The organism is Streptomyces sp. NPDC002054 (genome assembly GCF_040296685.1).
GTDB lineage: Bacteria > Actinomycetota > Actinomycetes > Streptomycetales > Streptomycetaceae > Streptomyces.
Map to the genome: position 1 here is coordinate 157965 of NZ_JBEOXT010000013.1, position 22839 is coordinate 180803.

The following is a 22839-nucleotide window of genomic DNA, read 5'->3' on the forward strand; positions in this document are numbered from 1 at the left end:
ATGACCGCACCGACGGGGGAAGCGAGCGTGCTCGGCGCGCCGCTGGACAGCCGTGAGGACCCGCAGCTGCTGCGGGGCGAGGCCACGTACATCGCGGACATCGATCTGCCCGGCACCGCCCATATGGCCATCCTGGGCAGCGAGGTCGCGCACGCCCGGATCCTGTCCATCCAGACCAAGGCCGCCGAACAGATGCCCGGCGTGCTGAAGGTGGCCACCGCCGCCGACTTCACCGACGTGATGCCGCTGCCCTGCATCTGGATACCCGGCGGGGTGGAGAGCCACTTCCCGCCCCATCCGTACGGGCTGCCCGGCGCCCGCCCGGTCCTGACCGGCGACACCGTCCGGCACGTGGGCGACGCCATCGCCGTGGTGGTCGCCGAGACCCCGCGCCAGGCCGCCGCCGCGCTCGCCGCCATCACCGTGGACTACGAGCCGCTGCCCGTGGTCACCCGCGCCGACCGGGCCCTGGCCGAAGGCGCCCCGCAGCTCCACGAGGCCGTACCCGGCAACCTCAACGCGTACTGGACCTGCGGGGACAAGGAGCGCACCGACGCCGCCATCGCCGCTGCCGAGGTCACCGTAGAGCTTGACCTGGTCAACCAGCGGACCATCAACAGCCCCATCGAACCGCGCGGCGCCGTCGGCGACTACAACCGGGCCACCGGCGAGTACACCCTCTACGCCTCCACCCAGGGCCCGCACAACCACCGCTTCCTGCTGTCCGCCCTGGTCCTCGGGATCCCGTTCAACAAGCTCCGGGTGATCGCCCCGACTGTCGGCGGCAGCTTCGGCACCAAGGGCTACCTCTACCCGGACATGGCGCTGGTCCTGCTCCTCTCCAAGGCGCTCGGCCGCCCGGTCAAATGGGTGGACACCCGCACCGGGCTGATGAACTCCACCGTCCAGGGCCGCGACCACCGCCAGCACGTCACCCTGGCAGGCACCCGCGACGGCCGTATCACCGCCGTGCGCTGCACCAGCTACGCCAACCTCGGCGCCTACCCGTCCACCATCGGCCCCGGCGTCGCCACCGCCCTGATGGGCCGGTCCATCAGCGGCATGTACCAGATCGACGCCGCCTTCTGCGAGGTATACGCCGCCTTCACCAACACCGTCCCGCTCGGCGCCCAGCGCGGCAGCGGCCGGGCCGAGGCCGCCTTCCTGATGGAACGCCTCGTCGACCGGTACGCCGCCGAGATCGGCATGGACCCGGCCGCCGTCCGCCGCAAGAACCTGGTCCCCGCCGAGAAGTTCCCGTACGACAACGGACTCGGCTGGACCTACGACTCGGGCAGCTACGCGGAGAACTTCGACAAGGCCCTGGAGCTCGCCGGATACGCCGACATGCCCGCCCGCAAGGCCGAGGCCCGCACCCGGGGCAAGCGGCTCGGCGTCGGCCTCGCCACCTATGTGGCGATCTGCGGGGTAGGCCCGTCCACCCGGATGTCCCAGGAGGGCATGCTCGGGGGCACCTGGGAGAGCGCCAACATCCGGGTCCACCCGACCGGCGAGGTCACCGTCATGGTCGGCTCGGCCTCCACCGGCCAGAGCCACGGCACCGTGTTCGCCCAGGTCGCGGCTGCCGAACTGGGCATCGACCCGGCCACCGTCAACGTGTACCAGGGCGACACCCTCAAGGCCCCCTACGGGCAGGGCACATATGGCAGCCGCTCCTACAGCATGGCCGCGCCGGCCGTCGCGCTGACCGCGCGGAAGATCAAGAGCAAGCTGGTCCGGGCCGGGGCCGTCTTCCTCGGCATCCCCGAGGAGAAGGTGGTCTATGCCGGCGGCGGGGTCCACGAGGACGGCAACCCCGAGAACGCCAAGACCTTCGCCGAACTCGCCATGGCCATGTGGTACGGCTGGGGGCTGCCGCCGGAGATCGAACCGGCCCTGGACGAGACCACCCACTTCGACCCGCCGGACTTCAACTACCCCTTCGGCAGCCATGTCGCGGTGGTCGAGATCGACGAACTCACCGGCGAGACCGAGGTGGTGTCCTACACCGCGGTGGACGACGCGGGCAATATCGGGAACCCGAAGATCGTCCTCGGCCAGATCGAGGGATCGATTCTGCACGGCCTCGGCCAGGCCCTGATGGAAGCCGCCGAATACGACACCGACGGCCGGCTGCTCACCGCCGACCTCACCAGCTACGCCCTGCCGCGCGCCGCCGACGCGCCCTTCTTCACCCTCGGCAAGACCGTGACACCCAGCCCGCACAACCCGCTCGGCGCCAAGGGCGCCGGCGAGATCGCCACCGTGCCGCCCGCCGCGGCCGTGGTCAACGCGGTCGTGGACGCCCTCTCCGACCTGGGCGTGCAGCACATCGACATGCCGGTCACCCCGGAGAAGGTCTGGCGCGTCCTGGCCGGCAGGACCGGAACAACCGGCGGGACCGGAACGGAAGGGGGACCGCGGTGATCCTCACCGACTTCGACTACGTCCGGCCCACGGGTCTGGACGAGGCGCTCATCCTGCTCGGCAGCACCCCCGGCGCCCGGGTACTGGCCGGCGGCCAGAGCCTGCTTCCCGCCCTGCGGGCCGGCAGCGCCACCGCCCGGCTGCTGGTGGACGTCCGCCGGCTCGAGGAGCTGCGCGGTATCGACGGCAGCCGGGACGGAGCACTCCGGATCGGCGCCGCCACCACCCTCGCCGAACTCGCCGGACACCCGCTGGTGCTCGACGCGGCACCGGAACTGGCCGCCGCCGCCCGCGCCAACGGCGACCCGCAGGTCCGCAACCTCGGCACCGTCGGCGGCAATCTGTCCGCCGTCGGCGACGGTCGCGCCACCGACCTGCCGGTCGCGGCCATCGCCGCCGACGCCCGGGTGGAACTGGCCGGTCCGGACGGGCGCCACTCCCTGCCGGCCGAGGAGTTCGCCGCCGCCGGACCGCCGCGGGGCTTCCTGGTCACCGCCCTGCTGGTGCCCGCCGGCGGCCGGGCCGCCGCCTTCGAGAAGACCGCCGACCGGGCCACCCGCTACCCGCTCTGCGCGGCGGCGGTACGGATCACCCCCGACGGGCCGCGGATCGCCGTCACCGGCGCCACCCCGCGCCCGCTGCGGCTGACCGAGGTCGAAGCCCGGCTGCGCGCCACCGGGCCCACCACCGAGTACACGTACACCACCGAGGCCGTGCTCGCGGCCTTCCGCGCCGAGCCCCGGGAGCTGTTCGTGCCCGGCCGCGGCACCTCGGCCGAATACCTCGGCCACCTTGCGGGGGTCCTGACCGCCCGCGCGCTCAAGCGGGCGCAGGCCCTGATCCGGATCTGACCCGACCGGGCCACACCCGCCATCCCACGGGGGAGTGACAGCAGTGGCACGACACATCCCGAATCCGAGTACGGGGGGCACCACGCACCAGCCGCCCCTCGGACCGCCGCCCGCGCCGCCGGCCGGGGCACCCGGCCGCCCCGGCGCAGCAGCCTTCTGGCTGGTCGGCACCGTCCTCGTCCTGTTGATGCTGTCCTCCTCCGTACCCTCCGCCCTCTACGTCCTCTACCAGGACCGGTGGGACCTCTCCTCCGGCATGATCACGGTGGTCTTCGCCCTGTACGCGGTCACCGTGCTGGCCGGCCTGCTGGTCTTCGGCTCGCTCTCCGACACCCTCGGCCGCCGGCCCGTGCTGGCCGCCGGGCTGCTCCTGGCCATCGCCTCCATGGGCCTGTTCGCAGCCGCCCAGGGGCCGGTCTGGCTGCTCGCGGCCCGGGCCGTCCAGGGGCTTGCCGTGGGCCTGGCCACCGGGGCCATGGGCGCCGCGCTGCTGGAACTCGCCCCCCGCTCCCGGCCCGCCCTGGGCGCCCAGGTCAACAGCGCCGGGCCCACCGTCGGCATCGGGCTCGGCGGCATCGGCGCCGGACTGCTCGTCCAGTACGCCCCCGCCCCGACCTCCCTCAGCTACCTGCTGCTGATCGGTGCGTTCGCCCTCTGCCTGGCCGGGGTGGTGCGGATGCCCGAGAGCGCTCCCGGCGCCGTCCGCTCCGGCGGGTTCAGGCTGACACCGCACCGGATCCACGTGCCCGCACCGGCCCGCCGCCGCTTCGCCGTCCTGGTCCTCACCATCATCGCCGTCTGGTCGGTCGGCGGCTTCTACCTCTCCCTCGGCCCGCACCTGGCCCTGTCCCTGCTGGAGAGCACCAACTACCTGGCCGGCGGAGCCACCGTGGCCCTGCTCGCCGGCGCGGCCACCGCCGCCCAGCTGCTCCTCGGCCGTACCGAGGCCCTGCGGACGGCCGTGCTCGGCCTGCTCGGCCTGCTCACCGGCCTGGGGCTGGTGCTGCTCTCCCTCGGGCTCGGTTCCGCCGCCGTGTTCCTGGCGGCCACCGCCGTCCTCGGCAGCGGCTGGGGCGCCGCCTTCCTCGGCTCCTTCCGGGCCCTGAGCGGCTTCGCCGACCCCTCCCACCGCGGGGAACTCACCGCCGCCGTCTACGTCTTCGCCTATCTCGCCATGAGCGTGCCCGCGGTGCTCGCCGGCCTGTTCACCAACCTCCACGGGCTGCACCGCACCTCGGTCGGCTTCATGGCCGCGGTCGCCGGGGTGTGCGCGCTCGCGCTGCTGGTCACCGTGCGGCTGGCCGCCCGTACCCGGGCCGAGGCCGAGAGGGGCACGGCATGACCGAGGAGGAACTGCGGGCCGCCCTGCACGGGCTGGAGATCTTCGCCGGACTCACCGAGGAGCAGCTGGACTGGCTGGTGTCGGTGTCCGAGCCCCGGGTGCTCCCCGACGGAGCGGTGCTCTTCCGCGACGGGGAGGAGGCGTCGGAGTTCCATGTGCTGCTCTCCGGCGGCTTGGTGGTCACCAAGGTGGTGGACGGCCGGGAGGAGGTGCTCACCCGGCACTCCACCGAGCAGGAGTCCGCCGAGGACCACGACGGCAAACCCGCCGCCGCCCACCGGTTCACCGGGGAACTGCCGCTGCTGACGGAGGGCGGCTATGTGGCCACCGCCGCCGCCAGCGGACCGGCGACCACCGTGGTCGCCTACTCGAAACCGGCCTTCTTCGAGATGCTGACCCGCTGCCACGGGGTGGCCGCCGTGCTGATCCCGGTCCTGGCCTGGCGGATCAAGTCCTCCGAGGTGCAGGCCCGCAAGCGGGCCACCGTGGAGGCCCTGGGCACGCTCGCCGCCGGACTCGCGCACGAGCTGAACAACCCGGCGGCGGCCGTGGCCCGGGCCGCCCAGGAGCTCGGGCCGGCCCTGGACCGGCTTACCCGTACCGCACAGGCCTGGGGCGCGGCGGCGGGCGGCGCCGAACGCCCCGTACTCGACCGGCTGGCCGAGGAGCTGGACAAGGTGCCGCCGCCGGCCACCAGCGATCCGCTGGCGCAGGCCGACGCCGAGGAGGAGATCGCCGACTGGGCCGAGGACGAGGGCGCCGGGCAGCCCGGACTCCTCGGCGCCGGGATCGCCGACCTCGGCCTGGAACTCGACTGGCTGCAGGACCGGCTGGCCGGCGTGGGCGGCCCCGCCCGGCCCGCCGCCCTGGACCATCTCGCCGCCCTGCTGGAGACCCGGGCGCTCGCCGCCGAGCTCCGGGCGGCCGGCCCGCGGATCTCCCAACTGGTCGCGGCCACCCGGGATTACGCCAATCTCGACCGGGCTCCCGAGCAGCGGTTCGCGGTCACGGAGGGGCTGGAGAGCACCCTTGTGGTGCTCCGCGCCAAGCTCGCCGGGATCAGCATCGTCCGGGCCTACGAGCCGGATCTGCCGGAGATGACCGGATATCCGAGCGAGCTGAACCAGGTGTGGACCAACCTGGTCGACAACGCGGCCGAGGCCATGGAGGGGGCCGGGGTGCTCACGCTGCGTGTGCGCGTCGAGGGCGGCTGCATGGTCGTCGAGATCGCCGATACCGGCCGGGGCATCCCCGAGGCGTCCCTTCCGCGCATCTTCGAGCCGTTCTACACCACCAAGGACGTGGGGAAGGGGACCGGCCTGGGGCTGCACCTGAGCTATCGGATCGTGACCCAGCGCCACCACGGCTCGCTCACGGCGCGTTCCCGGCCGGGCGAGACCCGTATGACCGTCCGTCTGCCCATCAGCTGATGCCTGTCTGCTGATGCCGTCAACCGAGAAACGGAGCCGACATGGCCACCTACGACATCGCGAAACTGCACCCGGTGTTCGTCCGTCAGATGGACGCCCTCGCTACGCTCGACATCGACGCGGTGATGAAGAACTACACGGACGACGCCGTACTCCTGCGATTCGAAGGAGTATCGGTCGGAATCGACGCGGTACGGGAGACGTTCACCGGCTATCTCACCCTGAAGCCCACCCTCGTCGAACTCCAGGAGTACGTCGAGACCGAGGACACGATCTTCTATCGGGCGATCATGAACCTCAATGGCGCGCCGGAGCACGCGTTCGGGACACTCGTGGTCCGCGATGGCCGAATCTGGCGGCAGACGGCCGGATTCGGCAGCTGACCCCGGATATCCGGGTAGCGTACGCGGAACGGCGCGGGGAGGGCGGCAGACCACCCTCCCCGCTGCCATCCCATCACATGGCATAGGGGAGGCAGGAGGCCATGGAACAGGAAACCAACCGGGTCGAGGCATTCAGTGACGGCGTATTCGCCATTGTCATCACCATTCTCGTCCTGGAAATCAAGGTTCCGGAGGAGCACGGTTCGGATCTCTGGCACGGATTATGGGCCCAGTGGCCGCACTATGCCGCATACGTGGTGAGTTTCCTCGTCATCGGCGTCATGTGGGTCAACCACCACACCATCTTCGGTCACCTCAGGAGGGTCGACCGGCCCCTGCTCTTCCTCAACCTCCTGGTCCTGATGGTGGTTTCGGTGATCCCGTGGACCACGTCCGTGCTCGCCGAACACCTCAAGGACGGCGAGGCGGCCAAGGTCGCCGCCATTCTGTACAGCGCCTGGACGGTCGTCTACGCCCTTGCCTTCAGTGCCTTCTGGTGGTACGTCACGCGAGTCGGCCATCTCTTCCACGAGCACGTGGACAAGGACCGCGCACGCGCCACACGGATGCGCTTCGGTCTCGGGGCCATCGCCTACCCCATCACCGTCATCCTGTCCTTCATTTCCGCACCGCTCGCCCTCGGCGCGCACTTCCTCATCGCCATCTACTATGCGGCGAACCAGATCCCCATCCCGCTCGTGGTAGAAGACGAGCGGCTCGAATCTGCCAGCGACCTCAGGAAGTAGCCGCCGGGGCCTACGGCCGTTCTGGCCGGTCAAGTAGGGTATTGGATCTAGCTGGTCGCGGGGGAGGCGCAGATGGCTCGCGTAGTCCTGCCGGAGGAATCCGCCAAGGAAGTCTCCGAATTGATCGACATATTGATATCTCTGTTCTTCGAATCCTTACCCCGGCGGGACCAGCGCAACTGGGCCCGCGTTTACCTGAACGGCCTCGTCGGGACGACCGGCAAGAAAACCATTCGCAACATTGCCGGCACCGGGGCCAGTTCGGTGGAACAGAGTCTTCAGCAGTTCATCAGCAAGTCCCCCTGGGACTGGACCCCGGTCCGCCGTTCCCTCGCCCAGCACCTCGAACGCACCGCACAGCGTCCCCTGGCCTGGGTGGTGCAGCCCATGGTCATCGAAAAGGCCGGGGACCGCTCGGTCGGCGTCGGCCGCCAGTTCGTCCCCCAGCTCGGCCGCACCGCCAACTGCCAGCAGGCCGGCGGCATCTGGCTGGCCTCCAGCGAAGCCAGCTTCCCGGTCGAATGGACCCTCACCCTCCCCGGGCCCTGGACCAGCGAACTGCTCCGCCGCCGCCGGGCCGGCATCCCCGACACCGCCCGCTCCCTCACCCCCGCCCAGGACGCCGTACACGCCGTCCAGCGGATGGCCGCCGGCTGGCAACTCCAGCGCCGGCCCGTGGTGATGGAGGTCGGCAACGCCGAACTCCCGCAGTGCATCGAGGCCCTCTCCCTCCAGGACATCCCGTTCGTCCTCAAGGTGGACGGCTCCGTGCCGGTCTCCTTCGGCGGTGCCGGACGCCACAAGCCCGGCCCGCACACCGCACCCGCCCGTGAACTCATCGACTCGCTGCGCTCCCAGCGCCGGGTGGTCGAGTGGACCCGGCACGGCCGGCCGGAGGGCGCGGTCACCCTCCTCACCTCCGCCGCCATCCTCGCCGCCCCCGCCGAGGACCGGCCGGCACCCCTGCCGCCCACCCCCCTGCTGCTGGTCGGGGCCTGGACCGAAGCCGCCCTGCTGCCCTCCGAGTTCTGGATCACCAATATCGGCGACCGGCCGCTCGCCCAGCTCTTCCTGCTGGCCAAGCTCACCGACCGGGTCGCCCTGGACTATGCCGAGGTGTGCGAACCCGTGGGCATCCGCGACTTCGAGGGCCGCTCCTTCCGCGGCTGGCACCACCACGTCACCCTCGCCAGCGTCGCGCACGCCGCCCTGCTGCTCGGCGCCCGCGCCCACCGGACCGACGGCACCGCCGCCCCCGGCATCCCCGGCATCCCCGGCACCCCCGGCCGCACCGGCAGCGTCGCCGGCCTCTCCGCCGGCACCAGACCGCCCTACGCCGGGCCACCCCGGCCCGCCCCCGTGCTGCCGCCCCGGCCGCTCATCCCCGGCCAGGTCGCCCGGCGCGAGTACATCCGCTGACGCGCCGATGCTGGACATCGCGGAAGACCTACGCGCGTGGTGCGCCGCCCGGCGGGAGTTCGCCCTGGCCACGGTCGTCTCGGTGAGCGGCAGCGCCCCGCGCGGCCCCGGCGCCTCACTGGCCGTGGACGACCGGGGCACGGCCCTGGGCAGCATCTCCGGCGGCTGCGTGGAATCGGCCGTGCACGAGCTGTGCCTGTCCGCCCTCGCCTCCGGGGAAACCGGCGTCCACCGCTTCGGCTACAGCGACGACGACGCCTTCGCGGTCGGCCTGACCTGCGGCGGAGTCCTCGACGTCCTGGTCAGCCCGGTACGCGGCCAGGACCCGGTCCGACCCGTCCTCGGCGCGGTCCTGGACACCACCGCGCTCGGCGGCCGGGCCGCCCTCGCCCGGGTGGTCAGCGGCCCCCCGGAGCAACACGGCCGGGCCCTCGCGGTCCGGCCCGACGGCTCGTACGAGGGCGGACTCGGCGGCGGCGCGGCCCTCGACCGGGCCGCCGCCGGCCGGGTCCGGGAGCTGCTGCTGGCCGGCCGCACCGGCACCGCCGACCTCGGCACGGCCGGCGGGCTGTGCGGCGACCCCCTGACCCTGCTCGTCGAATCGGCGGCCGAACCGCCCCGCCTGCTGGTCTACGGGGCCATCGACTTCGCCTCCGCACTGGCCCGGATCGGCGCCTTCCTCGGCCACCGGGTCACCGTCTGTGACGCCCGGCCGGTGTTCGCCACCCCGGCTCGCTTCCCCGACGCCGACGAGGTGATCGTGGACTGGCCGCACCGGCACCTGGCCGCCGAATGGGAGGCCGGCCGGCTGGACACCCGTACCGCCGTCTGCGTGCTCACCCACGACGCCAAGTTCGACGTACCGCTGCTGGCCCTGGCCCTGCGGCTGCCCCTGGGCTACGTCGGAGCCATGGGCTCCCGCCGCACCCACGCCGAGCGGACCGCCCGGCTGCGCGCCGAAGGGGTGACGGACGCGGCACTGGCCCGGCTCCGCTCACCCATCGGCCTGGACCTGGGGGCCGGCACCCCGGAGGAGACCGCCCTGGCCATCGCGGCCGAGCTCACCGCCGTCCGGCACGCCGCCTCCGCCACCCCCCTGACCGGCGGCCGGAACCCCATCCACCGCCGCCCGGCGGAGCCGTACGGGACCAAGGTCCCGTAGGAAGAGACCAGAGGGCCCGGTATGTCCTGGACGATCTGCCCGGGCCGTGTAAACACCCGGGCATGGGAGAATGAAGTACGTGCGTTTTCCTCGGCTGCCCTGTCCGAGGGTCACCATCGATCGACTGGGATTTAGCACGTGCGTTTCCTCAATGACTCGAAGCCGCCGTACGACCTCACGTACGACGACGTATTCATGGTGCCGAGCCGCTCAGCGGTGGGTTCCCGCCAGGGCGTCGACCTCTCCTCGCCCGACGGCACCGGGACGACCATCCCCCTCGTCGTCGCGAACATGACCGCCATCGCCGGCCGCCGGATGGCCGAGACCGTCGCCCGCCGCGGTGGCCTCGTCGTCATCCCGCAGGACATTCCGATCGATGTCGTCACCGATGTCATCTCCTGGGTGAAGACCCGCCACCTCGTGCTCGACACCCCGATCACGCTGGCGCCCACCCAGACCGTCGCCGACGCGCTGTCCCTGCTGCCCAAGCGGGCGCACGGCGCCGGCGTCGTCGTCGACGCCGACAACCGGCCGATCGGCGTGGTCACCGAGCACGACCTGTCCGGCGTGGACCGCTTCACCCAGCTCTCCGAGGTCATGTCCAAGGAGCTGCTGCTCCTCGACGCCGGCATCGACCCCCGCGAGGCCTTCAACAAGCTCGACGCCGGCCACCGCAAGCTGGCCCCCGCCGTCGACGCCGACGGCCGCCTCGTCGGCATCCTGACCCGCAAGGGCGCGCTCCGCGCGACCCTCTACACCCCGGCCGTCGACGCCAACGGCACGCTGCGCATCGCCGCCGCCGTCGGCATCAACGGCGACTTCGTGGAGAAGGCCAAGCAGCTGCTCGTCGCGGGCGTGGACACGCTCGTCATCGACACCGCGCACGGCCACCAGGAATCCATGATCAACGCGATCAAGGCGGTCCGCGCCCTGGACCCGCAGGTCCCCATCGTGGCCGGCAACATCGTCGCCGCCGAGGGCGTCAAGGACCTCATCGACGCCGGCGCCGACATCATCAAGGTCGGCGTGGGCCCCGGCGCCATGTGCACCACCCGCATGATGACCGGTGTGGGCCGCCCGCAGTTCTCCGCGGTGCTGGAGTGCGCCGCCGAGGCCAAGAAGTACGGCAAGCACGTGTGGGCCGACGGCGGCGTCCGCCACCCGCGCGACGTGGCGATGGCCCTGGCCGCCGGCGCGTCCAACGTGATGATCGGCTCCTGGTTCGCCGGGACCTACGAGTCCCCGGGCGACCTCCAGCAGTCCGCCGAGGGCCGCCTGTACAAGGAGTCCTTCGGCATGGCCTCGGCCCGTGCCGTGCAGAACCGCACCAGCGAGGAGTCGTCCTACGACCGGGCGCGCAAGGGCCTGTTCGAGGAGGGCATCTCCACCTCGCGGATGTTCCTCGACCCGGCCCGCCCGGGCGTCGAGGACCTGATCGACTCGATCATCGCCGGTGTCCGCTCCTCCTGCACCTACGCCGGTGCCGGCTCCCTCGCGGAGTTCGAGGAGAAGGCCGTCGTGGGCATCCAGTCCGCGGCCGGCTACGCCGAGGGCAAGCCGCTGCACGCCAGCTGGAGCTAGTCCCTGTAGTCCACCCCGCTGCCCGCCCCGCTGCGTCCCCACCGGACGCGGCGCGGCGGGCAGCGGCGTTCCCGGCCACCCCCGGTGCCGGGATGGCCGGATCCGTACGGTCGGCCGGGTGCGGCGGAAAGACCGTGCGCTCCCGTTGAACCGGACCGCTGCCGCCCGACCGCTCGTCCGGGCCCCTCGGCGCGGACCGGCCGCTCGGCCGACCGCTCACCGCGCAACCCGGCCGCCGGTCGTCATGGCGGCCGGTATCCGCCAGGTGGCGGATCACTCGCAGCGTTCCCTCGGTCACTCTCTGGGCATCGGCAACCGCCCGCCGCCGACCCGGGCGTACCAGACCGAAGGAGCGACCACGGTGACCACGACCCTTGCGCGCCGCACCGACGAACAAGCCCTCGCCCACCTCCAGCGCGAGCACGGCAGAGCCCTGTTCGGTTTCCTGCTCGGCCTCACCTACGGCGACCGGCAGCGCGCCGAGGACCTGCTGCAGGAGACCCTGGTACGCGCCTGGACGCACCCGGAGGCCCTGGAGAGCGACCACGCATCCATGCGGCCCTGGCTGTTCACCGTCGGCCGCCGCCTCGCCATCGACGCCCGCCGCGCCCGGCTGGTGCGGCCCGCCGAGGTCGGACCCGAGGTGCTCGAACAGGCCCCGCAGCACGAGGACGGCTCCGACAAGTCCGTGGCCGCCCTCGACGTACGCGAGGCACTGCGCAGCCTCAGCCGCGAGCACCGCGACGTACTGGTGCAGATCTACTTCCGGGGCGCCTCGGTCTGCGAGGCCGCCGAAACCCTCGGCATACCGGCGGGCACCGTCAAATCCCGTACGTACTACGCCCTGCGCGCCCTCAAGGCGGTCATGCCCGGCTACGGCCCCCCGGCCGCCGCCCGGCTCGCCGCCTGAGCCGCCACCTGGGTGCGCGAGCGGACCTGCAACTTGCCCAGGATGTGCGACACATGCGTCTGCACGGTCCGGCGGGACAGCAGCAGCTCCGCGGCGATCTCCGGGTTGGAGCGCCCCTCCGCCACCAGCAGGGCCACCCGCAGCTCGGCCGGGGTCAGCGCCTCCCAGCCGTTCGCCGCGTTCCGCCGGGCACTGCGGCTGCCCCGCCGCACCCCCAGCCGGCGCAGCCGGGCATCGGCCAGGGCGATGTCCCCGGGCGCTCCCAGGGCCTCGTACCGGCCGACGGCCCGGGCCAGCGCGGCCCGCGCGGGCACCAGCTCGCCGTGCCAGGCCAGTGCCACCGCCAGATCTTCCAGGGTCCGGCCCAGCGGCAGTGGGCGCGCCGCCCGCTCCGCCCGTTCCACCGCCCGGCCCAGCAGCACCGGATCCTGCCCGAACAGCCCCCGGCAGCGCAGCAGGGCCGTCGCCGGACCGGGAGACGCGGGGAACCCGGCCGCCAGCTCCTCGCACGCCACCACCGCCCGCCGGGCCGTCGCGGTGTCCCCGGTCTCCAGCGCCAGCCGGACGATCTCCGGCAGCACCTCGTGCCGGTCCGCGGACGCGGCCTCAGCAGCCGCCGCGGACAGGGCGGGCAGCAGCGCCCCCAGCGCCTCGGCCGGCCGGCCGTCCCGCTCGGCCAGCCGGGACCGCGCCAGCAGCACCCAGCAGGCGTGCCCGCGGGCCGACGGCAGCTCCACGGTCTGCTGCGACAGCCGCCCCAGCTCCCGCCGGGCAGCGGCCGGCTGGTCCCGGTGGGCCAGGATCAGTGCGCGCAGCCCGCGGACCGCCACCGGCAGCCAGGCGTCGGACGTCCGCAGCGCCTCGGCCCGGCCCGCCGCGGCCAGCGCCTGGTCCCACCGCCCGTACCGGTAGTGGAACTCGGCGAACCGGGCCTCCGTGCCCATCAGCCGGCCCGTGGACCGGCTGCGCTGCGCCAGCTCCCGTGCCTCGCTCAGCGCCTTGGCCACGATCAGCGGCTGGTCGAGGCGGGTGTGCCCGTCGGCCTGGCAGGCGAGCAGCAGCAGCCGCCGGTCGTTGGCCTCCGGGGTGCGCCGGGCCCAGCCGATGCCCTGGGCGATGTGGTGCAGCGACTCCACCTCCCGGCCCATCCGGAACAAGACGAAGGACAGCGCGTGGTGCGCCTCTGCACCGCACAGTGCATCGCCCAGCGCGACAGCGTCGGCCACCGCCCGTACGGCCTGCGGGTACGCCTCCCCGGCCCGGCCCAGTTCCGTCAGCGCCAGCACCCGGCAGGCCGCCAGCCGGACCCGCGGCAGAGGGCCGGGGAACTCCCGCCCCAGCGCCCGTTCCGCCACCAGCAGGGCCTGCGCCGGGTCCCCCTGCACCAGCAGCGCCGACACCAGCCGGAACTCCAGCGCCGCCCGCCGGTCCGGGTCCTCGGCCCGCTCGCACAGCGCGGCCAGCAGGCCCACCGACTCCGGGCGCCGCAACACCAGGGCCGCGTCCGCCAGATGCTCCTCCAGGGCCTGCCGTTCCGCCCCCGTTCCCGCCCCGGCCCCCGACCCCACGCCGGCCGCAGCCGTGTCCTGGGCGAGGGCCCGCTCGATCAGCTCGGCCGCCAGACCGGGCGCGTCGGGAATCAGCCGCCCCGCCGCCCCGGCCAGCCAGCGCAGCGCCCACGCATCCAGCGGCCCGGCCGCCACCAGCTGCTCGGCCGTCCGGGCCGGCGGCGCCCCGGCCCCGTCCAGCGCCCGCGCCCCGTCCTGGTGCAGCGCGGACCGCAGCGGGCCGGGCAGATCCGCGTACAGGGCCTGCCGTACGACCGGATGCCGGAACTCCAGCCGGCCGCCCGCCTCGCGCAGCAGCCCGGCGGCGAGCGGCTCCTCCAGCAGGCCGAGCAGGTCGCGGGTCGGCCGGTCCACCAGGCAGGCCAGCTCCCGGACGGTGAACTCCCCGCCCAGCAGCGCCGCATGGCGCAACAGTCCGTACGCGGCGGGGGACAGGAAGGCCAGGCCCCGCCGGGCCAGCCCGGCGGGCGGACCGGGCAGCTCGCCGTCCCGTACGGCCGGTTCGACGACACCGGCCCCGGCTCCGGTCTCTACGGACAGCACCCCGAGGGCGGCCCAGTGGCCGATCAACTCCCGCAGGTGGGACGGGTTCCCGCCGGCCCGGCGGGCCAGCTCGCGCAGCCGCGGGCCGGGCGCCGCCCCGAGCTGCGCCCGGATCGCGGCGGCCGTCTCCCCGGCGTCCAGCGGGCGCAGCGGCACCCGCCGGGCCCCGGCCCGGTCCAGCCCGGTGCACAGCCCCTCCACCTCCGGCCGCCACAGCCCGCTGCGCAGCCCGGCCGCAAGCAGCAGCGGCAGCCGGGCGGCGGCCCGGCCGAGCCGCTGCCACAGCAGCAGACTGGCCGGATCGGCGTCCTGGAGATCGTCCAGGACCAGCACCAGCGGACCTGCGGCACACTCTTCCTCGACCGCAGCGACCAGCGTGTCGAGGGCGGCGGCCAGCCCTGCCTCGGGGCGGTCGGCGGCCATCAGCAGCCCGCCCACCGCGGCCCGCAGGCCAAAAGCCCCGGGGCCGGCACCGTCGGGACACAGGCAGTCCAACGCGGCCCGCAGCGGCAGCCGCACCGCCGGCGGATCGGCGGCCCCGGACCGCACCCGGCACCCGGCCCGGCCCGCCCGGTCCGCCAGCGCGCGCAGCAGCGTACTCCGTCCCGCGCCCGGCTCCCCCTCGACCAGCAGACAGCCCCCGGTCCCCTCCGCGGCCACCGCGCGCACCGCCTCCAGGACCACGGCCGGCAGTTCCTCAAGCCCGAGCCGCACGTCGGCACCCCCTCCCGCTGCCCGCCCATGGTGCTGATCCGGCTTGCTCGGACAACACGCGGCGCCGGCCCCACGGGTTCAGCGATGCACGCTCCCGCCAAGACCTAGGAGTGCACTCCCGCCCGGTACTTGGGGATCCGCACGGTGATTTTCATGCCGGCGCCGACCCCCGTCTCGATGACCAGCCCGTGGTCGTCCCCGTACACCTGCCGCAACCGCTCGTCGACATTGGGCAGCCCGACCCCCGACGAGGACCCGCTGTGCTCCCCGGCCAGGATCCGTCGCAGCAGCTGCGGGTCCATCCCCACCCCGTTGTCCTCGATCGTCAGCAGCGCCTCCGAGCCCGCGTCCCGGGCCACGATGGCGATCCGGCAGGTGCCGGTGGAGTCCTCCACCCCGTGCTTGACCGCGTTCTCCACCAGCGGCTGCAGGCACAGGAACGGCAGTGCCACCGGCAGCACCTCCGGTGCCACCTGGAGGGTCACCTTCAGCCGGTCCCCGAACCGGGCACCGGCCAGGGCCAGATACTGCTCGATGGACCGCAGCTCCTCGGCGAGCGTGGTGAAGTCCCCGTGCCGCCGGAACGAGTAGCGGGTGAAGTCCGCGAACTCCAGCAGCAGTTCCCGGGCCCGTTCCGGATCGGTCCGGACGAACGAGGCGATGGCGGCCAGGGAGTTGAAGATGAAGTGCGGGGAGATCTGCGCCCGCAGCGCCTTGATCTCCGCCTCCATCAGCCGGGTCCGCGAGCGGTCCAGTTCCGACAGCTCCAGCTGCACCGACACCCAGCGGGCCACCTCCGTCGCGGCCCGCACCAGCACCGCCGACTCCCGCGACCCGTACGCCACCAGCGCGCCGAGCATGCCGTCCTCCCCGGTCAGCGGGGCGATCACGGCCCACTTGAGCGGGCAGTCGGGCCGCTGGCACTCGGTCCGTACGCTCGCACTGCGCCCCGAATCCAGCATCTGGCCCACCCGCTGCATGGCCCGCCGCTGGTGGTGGTCGGCCCCCGGCCCGTCCCAGGCCAGCACCGACTCCCGGTCGGTCAGGCAGAGCGCCTCCGTGCCCAGCAGCGACCGCAGCCGCCGGGCCGCCTTGCGGGCCGCGTCCTCGGTCAGCCCGGCCCGCAGCGGGGGAGCGGCCAGCGAGGCCGTGTGCAGGGTGTGGAAGGTGGCCCGCTCCACCGGGGTGCCCAGGTCCAGGCCGCCACCGGCTCGGCCGGCCCGCCGGGTCTGCCACCGGCCCAGCCAGAACCCCAGGGCGAGGGCGCACAGCACCACACCCGCCGCCAGCCCGGTGACCGCACCGGCCGTCATCGCGCACCCCCCGCTCCGGCCGCCGGCCCCGCCACCGGACCGGGCCCCGCCACCGCACCGGGAACCGGCACCGGCGCCGGCGGATGGCCGGCCACGTCCTCCGGCAGATGCAGCCGGGCCACCGTGGCCGCCGCGTTCCGCGGGATTTGCCCGCGGGTCGCCAGCGACACCGCGACCATCGTCAGAAAGCCCAGCGGCACCGACCAGACGGCCGGCCAGGCCAGCAGCGTGTGCACCCAGCCCGCCGGAGCCAGCCCGGCCCGGGTCGTCAGCACCGCGCTCAACGCCGCCCCGCCACCGGTCAGCAGACCCGCCACCGCCCCCGGCGGGGTCAGCCCGCGCCACCAGATGCCCAGCACCAGCAGCGGGCAGAACGAGGACGCGGACACCGCGAACGCCAGCCCGACCGCATCCGCCACCGGCACCGCCCGCGCCGCGAAACTCCCGGCCAACGGCACCGCCATCGCCACCGGCACCGCCACCCGGAACATGCCCACCCCGCGCGAGGGCAGCACGTCCTGGTGCAGCACCCCGGCCACCGCCATCGTCAGCCCCGAGGCCGTCGACAGGAACGCGGCGAACGCCCCGCCCGCCAGCAGCGCCCCCAGCAGATCGCCCGGCAGCCCCCCGAGCATCCGCTCCGGCAGCACCAGCACCGCCGCGTCCGCCGTCCCGGTCAGCGCCAGCTCGGGCGCGTAGATCCGGCCCAGCGCCCCGTACACCGGCGGCAGCAGATAGAACGCACCGACCAGCCCCAGCACCACCAGGGTGGTGCGCCGGGCCGCCCGCCCGTTCGGACTGGTGTAGAAGCGGACGGCGACGTGCGGCAGCCCCATCGTGCCGAGGAAGGTCGCGAGGATCAGCCCGTACGTGGCGTACAGCCGGTACCCGTCCTGCTCCCCGGACAGCGGCTGCGACCAGCCGGAGACCTCCTCGTCCGCGCCGGACCGGGTGTCCGGAACCGTCGTGTCCGGCAGGAACACCAGCTGCGTCTGCGCCCGCACCTTGTGCTCCCCGGCCCCCAGCGTCACCGGCTGGGCCCGGTACGCCCGCCCGTCGACCTGCCCGCTGACGGTCAGCGTCAGCGGTGCCTCCAGGGACATCCGGACGTCCTCGGCGAGGGTGACGGCGGTGCGCTCGCGGAACACCGCGTCCGCGTCGAACCGGGCGCGCGGCGCGCCGTCCCCGGCCCAGGCGGCGATCAGGAAGAAGGCGGGCACCAGCAGCGCGGTCAGCTTCAGCCAGTACTGGAAGGCCTGGACGAAGGTGATGCTGCGCATCCCGCCGGCCGCCACCGCCGCCGACACCACGAACGCGACCACCACTCCGCCCACCCAGCTCGGCGCGCCCGTCAGGATCTGCAGGGTCAGCCCGGCCCCCTGCAACTGGGGCAGCAGGTACAGCCAGCCCACCCCGAGCACGAACAGCACGGCGATCCGCCGGACCGCCTGCGACTCCAGGCGCGCCTCCGCGAAATCGGGCAGCGTGTACGCCCCCGAGCGCCGCAGCGGCGCCGCCACCAGCACCAGCAGCACCAGGTACCCGGCGGTGTACCCCACCGGGTACCAGAGGAGCTCCGGCCCCTGGAGCATCACCAGCCCGGCGATGCCGAGGAAGGAGGCGGCGGACAGGTACTCCCCGCCGATCGCCGCGGCGTTGAGCCGGGGACCCACCGTGCGGGAGGCGACGTAGAAGTCGGAGGTGGTCCGCGAGATGCGCAGCCCGAGCGCCCCCACCAGCACGGTGGCCAGGACGACGACGGTGACCGCGGTCAGCGCGTACGTCTGGTTCACCGGACGGAATCCTTCGGCAGGGGGGAGGGTGACCGGAGTCTACGCACGCGTCCGCCCCCGCAACAGGCAAGATTTGGCGAAACTGCAGCCCGACCGCCCGAATCCGGCGGCGGGACCGCGCGGGGCCGCCCGGCGGCCCCCTGCGGGGGCTAGGCCCTGTCCGGGCGATCTCCGCGGGCCCGCGCCGTCTGGCACGGCACCTCGCTGCGTTGTCGCATCGCGCAAGTACGTCCAGTACGAGCCGCGAAGCTCCGCCTTGCGATGCACCGCACCAGACGACGCGGGCTCATCCACGGAGATCGCCCGGACAGGGCCTAGCTGCGCTGCGGGCGGGCCAGTCCGGCCCCGGCCGGGCCGCCGCCCGTACCCGCCCGGCCCGCATCGCCCGCAAAGCCCCCCGGAGGGCTAGCGCACGCGGTCCCCGTGTTCCACCGAGTCGCGCAGGGCGATCTCCAGCTCCACATAGGACTGTTCGGCCCGCCGGAAGGCGAGCATCACGGCGGCCTCCGCGCGCGGCGGCAGATGCTGCCGGGAGGCCTGCCCGGCCTCGTACAGCACATCGGCCCAGCGGGCGGCCGCGCTGCGCAGCCGGGCCAGGAGGGCCGCGGCCTCCTCCGGTCCTGCGGGCCCGGTCCGGGGAAGGCCGGCCAACTCGTCCACCAGCGCCTGGATGTCGGACATCTCGCTCCTCCCGCCCGGAAGATCCACGATACGGGCGGGCCGGGGCACCGAAGCCCGCCCGGCCGGCCGCTGCGGCCGGTGGCGGCGACGGAGCGCCGTACGCGGCGCCCGGCGCGACGAACGGCACCCGGCCCGCGCCGAGCGGTCCAAACCGCCCGTCAGCCGGTGGCCTGCCGCATCAGCAGTTCCCGCAGTTCCCTGGCGTGCCGCCGGCTGACCTGCAGTTCGGCCGAACCGACCCGGACGCTCGTGGTGCCCGCGTCCAGCCGGAGTTCGTCGATCCGCCCCAGCGCCACCAGATGCCGCCGGTGGATCCGGACGAACCCCCGGGGCGCCCACCGCTCCTCCAGCGTGGACAGCGGGATCCGCACCAGATGGCTGCCCTCGTCGGTGTACAGCCGGGCGTAGTCGCCCTGGGCCTCGACGTACGCGATGTCCGCGATCGCCACGAACCGGGTCACCCCGCCCAGTTCGACCGCGATCTGGTCCGGGGTGCGGTCCGCGATCGTGACCTCGGGACCCGGCCGGCGCGGCACCGGCACGGAGTGCACGGCCCGGTCCGCCCGGTCCGCCGCGCTCTCCGCCGCCTCCTGAGCCCGGCCGAGCTGCGCACAGACCCGGCGTACCGCCTCGGCCAGCCGCTCCGGCCGGACCGGCTTCAGGACGTAGTCCACCGCCTTCAGGTCGAAGGCCTGCACCGCGAACCCCTCGTGGGCGGTGACGAACACGATCAGCGGCGGCCGGGCGAACCCGGCCAGCAGCCGGGCGATGTCCAGCCCGGTCAGCCCCGCCATGTGGATGTCCAGGAAGACCACGTCGATGCCGTCGGCCCCCTCGGGCCCGCCCTCCAGCGCCCGGGTGATCCGGCGCAACGCCTCGGTGGCGTCCGAGGCGCCCTCCGCACTGTGCACCCGCGGATCGGAGCGCAGCAGGTAGAGGAGCTCCTCCAGAAGCGGCTTCTCGTCGTCCACGGCCAGTACGCGCAGCATGGCCCGGAGTGTAGAGGGTGTCTTGGGGATGCGCGCGGCCCCCGGCCGGGGGGAGGCCGGGGGCCGCGCCTGGAAGGGCCTGCGCCCGTGGCTACTTGACGGTGATGAGCTTGCCGTCGGGGGACACCGCGTACCAGGTGCCGCCGACACCCTGCCCGTTGGTGTCACCGGGCTTCTTGTCATTGGCGAAGGTGTAGATCGGCCAGCAGTCGACCGTCTGCTGCTTCTTGCCGTCCGGGCGGTCCAGGACCAGGTAGTTCCGCGAGGTGATGCCCTTGGTGTCGGCCTTGTTCACCGGGGCGACGACCGGCCACTTGGTCAGGCAGTCGCCGACGCACTTGGAGACCATCGGCCAGGCGGTGTCCGGCTTGAACCGGTAGACCGTCATCCCGTTCTTGTCCACGATGTGCTCACCGAGCTTGGGGTCCTTGCGCACCGAGAGCCCGGGCTGCCCGGTCGCCGCCTCCCCGCCGGCCCCGGCCGCCGCCTTCGCGGCCTTCTTGCCGTCGGCCGCGAGGGCGAACCAGGTGCCGCCGACGCCCTGCCCCTTGGTCTCGCCGGGCGCGGTGTCCTTCGCGAACCGGTACGCCGGCCAGCCGCCCACCGTCAGCTGCTTGGTGCCGTCCGTACGGACCACCTCGCCCAGCAGCGCCGGGTCCTGGCCCGCCGCCGGGGTCACCTCGCCCGCCGGGACCGGGGGCCAGGCCTTGGCACAGTCGCCGTCGCAGGTGGCCTTCGAGGGCTTCGCGGTGTCGGGGTCGAACCGGTACAGCGTGAACCCGGCGCTGTCGGTCAGTACCGCGCCGAGCGCCTCGTTCTGCGCGATCTTGAGCTCGCCGGCCGCCTTGGCCGGGTAGCCCGCGTCGGCCGCGGGCGCCGCGGGTGCCGGGGAGGAGGCCGCGGTCCCGGCTCCGGCCACCTTGACCGCGTCACCGGCCTTGTCCTCCCTACCGCCGCACGCCGTCGCCGTGAGGGCGACGACGATCGCGACGGCCGCGAGGGAAGTTCCGCGCATCTTGCCCATGTTGATCTCTCCCACGTGTGATCCGTGTCGCCGCCGCGGTGGGCGGGCAACTGTGTGGGAGACACGCCGCGCCGGACCGGATCTGTTCAATGCGGCTGTTGTGGGGAGACTCACTCACCTCCCGGTGAACCCGGCCCGGCGCAGCGCCGTGACCACAGTCAGACCGAGAAGCGTATGACCGCTGTCGTTCGGGTGCAGTCCGTCCGCGAGGTGCTCGGGCCCCAGCACGTCCCGGCCGGGCAGCAGCGCGAGGCGTTCGTCGCCGCCCGCGATCCGGTCGGCCACCGCCCGCTCCATCGCGTCCCGCAGGGCCCCGAGGGTGGCGCCCAGCCGGTTCGGGGTGCGTTCGGCATCGGGCCGCAGCACGGGCGAGAGCAGCAGCAGCGGGGTCCGGGGGTGGCCCTGCCGGACCAGTTCGAGGAACGCACGGGTGGTTTCGTACATCAGCGGCACCGAATACGGCACCCGGGACCAGCAGTTGGTGCCGAAGGCCAGGGTGAGGGCGTCGGCCGGCAGCCCCGCGAGCTGTTCGGCGGTGGCGAGTTCGCCGCGGGCGGCGCCCGCATAGCCGAGGTTGACGGTGTCCCAGCCCAGGGCCCGCCCGGCCACCGCCGGCCAGCCGTGCGCGGGCCGGGTCGACCACCAGCCCTCGGTGATGGAATCGCCGTGCACCACCCAGCGCGGGGTGGCGGGCGCCGGGGCGAGCGGGCCGCCGATCCCGCGCAGCGCGAGCAGGGTGGGGGACTGGGCTTCCGGTGGGTGCACGGTGTACGGGCCGCGGCCCGGCGGGAGTTCGACGCGGATCACGGCCTCGGCAGCCGGCTCGGTGAACAGCTCGGCGAGCAGCCCCTCCCGGTTCCACAGCGCGAACCCGTGGGCGAGGTCCCGCAGCGCGTCGGTGGGTCCGGGTACGGCGGCCCGGTAGCGGATCTCCACCGCCCGCGCGGGCCGGGCCGGATCGACGGCGAACTCCAGCCGCACCCCGATCGGCAGGGTCGCCCGCTCCCCGGTGTCCCAGGGCAGCCGCATGGTGTCCGCCGGGTCGGCGCGGACCGGCCGCTCCCGGTCCAGCCAGGCCACCCCGCGCAGGAACGGCCCCGGATCCAGCCACCGCTCGGCACCACCGTCAGCGCTCACGCTTCGCCTCCGATCGTCGGATAGGGGAACTTCACACCGACCCCGCCGTCCACCACCAGAGTCTGCCCGGTGATGTACGAGGACGCGGGCGAGGCCAGGAAAGCCAGTGCAGCGGCGATGTCCGAGGTCTCCGCGACCCGGCCGAGCGGGGCGTTCTCCGCGTTGCGCCGCCGCCCTTTGGCACCCAGCAGGGCGGCGACCCGCGGGGTCCACACCACACCCGGCGCCACCGCGTTCACCCGTACCCCGCGCGGGCCCAGTTCCACCGCGGCCGAGCGCACCAGCGAGACCAGACCCGCCTTGGCCGCCCCGTACGCGGCGTGCTGCGGGGCGGCCGTCAGCCCGGACACCGAGGCCACGAACACCAGCGGCCCGCCACCGGCCGCGGCGAGCGCCGCACCCCCGTACTGCACGGCCAGCCAGGCGTGCCGCAGCACCAGGTCGAAATGCCAGTCCCAGCCGGCGTCGTCGAGCTCGGCGAGCCCGGCATAGCGGGCCATGCCCACGATGTCGACCACCCCGCCGACCCCACCGGCCCCGCCCGCCCCGCCGAGCAGCTCCGGCGCCCGCGCGAAGAGCTCCCGTACGCTCTCCCGCACGGTGACGTCGGCGGGAAACGGAATCCCGGCGACCTCGGTGGCCACGGCCCGGGCCCGCTCCTCGTCCACGTCCACGCACAGCACCCGGGCCCCGGCCGCGGCCAGCGCGTGGGCGGTCTGCCGGCCGATCCCGTTGCCCGCTCCGAGCAGCACGAAGCCGCGGCCGTCGAGGCGGTGCAGGGCGGCGTAGTCGGGCACGGGCGAGGTGTCGGGCAGGGACGGTGGCA

General features: G+C 74.0%; 18 protein-coding genes. 10 read left to right on the forward strand and 8 right to left on the reverse strand.

Going from position 1 to position 22839, the window contains the following annotated elements:
- The 10 genes from ABT123_RS14990 to ABT123_RS15035 all read left to right on the forward strand — a co-directional run bounded on the left by ABT123_RS14990 (position 1) and on the right by ABT123_RS15035 (position 12251).
- Entirely contained in the window at positions 1-2427 is a 2427-nt protein-coding gene (locus ABT123_RS14990; RefSeq protein WP_351313406.1) for a xanthine dehydrogenase family protein molybdopterin-binding subunit, read from the forward strand.
- Positions 2424-3278: an FAD binding domain-containing protein gene (locus ABT123_RS14995; RefSeq protein WP_351313408.1), complete on the forward strand. Its 855-nt coding sequence runs from the start codon at positions 2424-2426 to the stop codon at positions 3276-3278. Before ABT123_RS14990 ends, ABT123_RS14995 begins: the two co-directional genes overlap by 4 nt.
- A gap of 43 nt (positions 3279-3321) precedes the next feature.
- Positions 3322-4620 carry an MFS transporter gene (locus ABT123_RS15000; protein ID WP_351313410.1) on the forward strand — a complete coding sequence of 433 codons (1299 nt, stop codon included), beginning with the start codon at positions 3322-3324 and terminating at the stop codon, positions 4618-4620.
- Positions 4617-6050, forward strand: a complete 1434-nt coding sequence (locus tag ABT123_RS15005) for an ATP-binding protein (RefSeq protein WP_351313412.1) — start codon at positions 4617-4619, stop codon at positions 6048-6050. Before ABT123_RS15000 ends, ABT123_RS15005 begins: the two co-directional genes overlap by 4 nt.
- Positions 6051-6091: 41 nt before the next feature.
- Positions 6092-6433, forward strand: a complete 342-nt coding sequence (locus ABT123_RS15010) for a nuclear transport factor 2 family protein (RefSeq protein WP_351313414.1) — start codon at positions 6092-6094, stop codon at positions 6431-6433.
- A 101-nt stretch (positions 6434-6534) separates the two neighbouring features.
- On the forward strand, positions 6535-7179 hold the full coding sequence (locus ABT123_RS15015; RefSeq protein ID WP_351313416.1) for a TMEM175 family protein: 645 nt from the start codon (positions 6535-6537) through the stop codon (positions 7177-7179).
- Positions 7180-7251: 72 nt separating this feature from the next.
- Positions 7252-8598: an IS701 family transposase gene (locus ABT123_RS15020; RefSeq protein WP_351313418.1), complete on the forward strand. Its 1347-nt coding sequence runs from the start codon at positions 7252-7254 to the stop codon at positions 8596-8598.
- 7 nt (positions 8599-8605) lie between these two features.
- On the forward strand, positions 8606-9760 hold the full coding sequence (locus tag ABT123_RS15025; RefSeq protein ID WP_351313420.1) for an XdhC family protein: 1155 nt from the start codon (positions 8606-8608) through the stop codon (positions 9758-9760).
- Between the two features lie 138 nt (positions 9761-9898).
- Positions 9899-11341 (forward strand): GuaB1 family IMP dehydrogenase-related protein, encoded by a 1443-nt coding sequence (locus tag ABT123_RS15030; RefSeq protein ID WP_351313422.1) that lies wholly within the window; start codon positions 9899-9901, stop codon positions 11339-11341.
- 361 nt (positions 11342-11702) lie between these two features.
- The gene (locus ABT123_RS15035) at positions 11703-12251 is read left to right on the forward strand and encodes a sigma-70 family RNA polymerase sigma factor (protein ID WP_351313424.1); all 549 of its coding nucleotides are present in this window, start codon (positions 11703-11705) and stop codon (positions 12249-12251) included.
- Here the strand turns inward: ABT123_RS15035 and ABT123_RS15040 are convergent.
- The 8 genes from ABT123_RS15040 to ABT123_RS15075 all read right to left on the reverse strand — a co-directional run bounded on the left by ABT123_RS15040 (position 12215) and on the right by ABT123_RS15075 (position 22810).
- Positions 12215-15076 carry an ATP-binding protein gene (locus ABT123_RS15040; protein ID WP_351313426.1) on the reverse strand — a complete coding sequence of 954 codons (2862 nt, stop codon included), beginning with the start codon at positions 15074-15076 and terminating at the stop codon, positions 12215-12217. The two genes, ABT123_RS15035 and ABT123_RS15040, sit on opposite strands and share 37 nt — an antisense overlap.
- 104 nt (positions 15077-15180) lie before the next feature.
- On the reverse strand, positions 15181-16389 hold the full coding sequence (locus ABT123_RS15045) for a sensor histidine kinase (RefSeq protein WP_351313428.1): 1209 nt from the start codon (positions 16387-16389) through the stop codon (positions 15181-15183).
- The gene (locus ABT123_RS15050) at positions 16386-18182 is read right to left on the reverse strand and encodes a sodium/solute symporter (protein ID WP_351313430.1); all 1797 of its coding nucleotides are present in this window, start codon (positions 18180-18182) and stop codon (positions 16386-16388) included. Before ABT123_RS15050 ends, ABT123_RS15045 begins: the two co-directional genes overlap by 4 nt.
- Positions 18183-18587: 405 nt before the next feature.
- Positions 18588-18863: a hypothetical protein gene (locus tag ABT123_RS15055; protein ID WP_351313432.1), complete on the reverse strand. Its 276-nt coding sequence runs from the start codon at positions 18861-18863 to the stop codon at positions 18588-18590.
- Positions 18864-19021: 158 nt separating this feature from the next.
- Entirely contained in the window at positions 19022-19852 is an 831-nt protein-coding gene (locus ABT123_RS15060; protein WP_351313434.1) for a LytR/AlgR family response regulator transcription factor, read from the reverse strand.
- 91 nt (positions 19853-19943) lie between these two features.
- A complete protein-coding gene (locus ABT123_RS15065; RefSeq protein ID WP_502970960.1) occupies positions 19944-20876 on the reverse strand; it encodes an SCO0930 family lipoprotein in 933 nt (310 codons plus the stop codon).
- Between the two features lie 114 nt (positions 20877-20990).
- Positions 20991-22013, reverse strand: coding sequence for a GDSL-type esterase/lipase family protein (locus ABT123_RS15070; protein ID WP_351313438.1), 1023 nt, complete (start codon positions 22011-22013; stop codon positions 20991-20993).
- Positions 22010-22810 carry an SDR family NAD(P)-dependent oxidoreductase gene (locus ABT123_RS15075; protein ID WP_351313440.1) on the reverse strand — a complete coding sequence of 267 codons (801 nt, stop codon included), beginning with the start codon at positions 22808-22810 and terminating at the stop codon, positions 22010-22012. Before ABT123_RS15075 ends, ABT123_RS15070 begins: the two co-directional genes overlap by 4 nt.
- Positions 22811-22839: the final 29 nt, after the last annotated feature.

Bases quoted from the DNA above. Each gene is read 5' to 3' on its own strand.
- ABT123_RS15025 (WP_351313420.1), top strand. From the start codon at position 8,606: ATGCTGGACATCGCGGAAGACCTACGCGCGTGGTGCGCCGCCCGGCGG.
- ABT123_RS15055 (WP_351313432.1), bottom strand. From the start codon at position 18,863: ATGTCCGACATCCAGGCGCTGGTGGACGAGTTGGCCGGCCTTCCCCGG.
- ABT123_RS15005 (WP_351313412.1), top strand. From the start codon at position 4,617: ATGACCGAGGAGGAACTGCGGGCCGCCCTGCACGGGCTGGAGATCTTC.
- ABT123_RS15010 (WP_351313414.1), top strand. From the start codon at position 6,092: ATGGCCACCTACGACATCGCGAAACTGCACCCGGTGTTCGTCCGTCAG.
- ABT123_RS15020 (WP_351313418.1), top strand. From the start codon at position 7,252: ATGGCTCGCGTAGTCCTGCCGGAGGAATCCGCCAAGGAAGTCTCCGAA.
- ABT123_RS14990 (WP_351313406.1), top strand. From the start codon at position 1: ATGACCGCACCGACGGGGGAAGCGAGCGTGCTCGGCGCGCCGCTGGAC.
- ABT123_RS15065 (WP_502970960.1), bottom strand. From the start codon at position 20,876: ATGGGCAAGATGCGCGGAACTTCCCTCGCGGCCGTCGCGATCGTCGTC.
- ABT123_RS15015 (WP_351313416.1), top strand. From the start codon at position 6,535: ATGGAACAGGAAACCAACCGGGTCGAGGCATTCAGTGACGGCGTATTC.
- ABT123_RS15045 (WP_351313428.1), bottom strand. From the start codon at position 16,389: ATGACGGCCGGTGCGGTCACCGGGCTGGCGGCGGGTGTGGTGCTGTGC.
- ABT123_RS15060 (WP_351313434.1), bottom strand. From the start codon at position 19,852: ATGCTGCGCGTACTGGCCGTGGACGACGAGAAGCCGCTTCTGGAGGAG.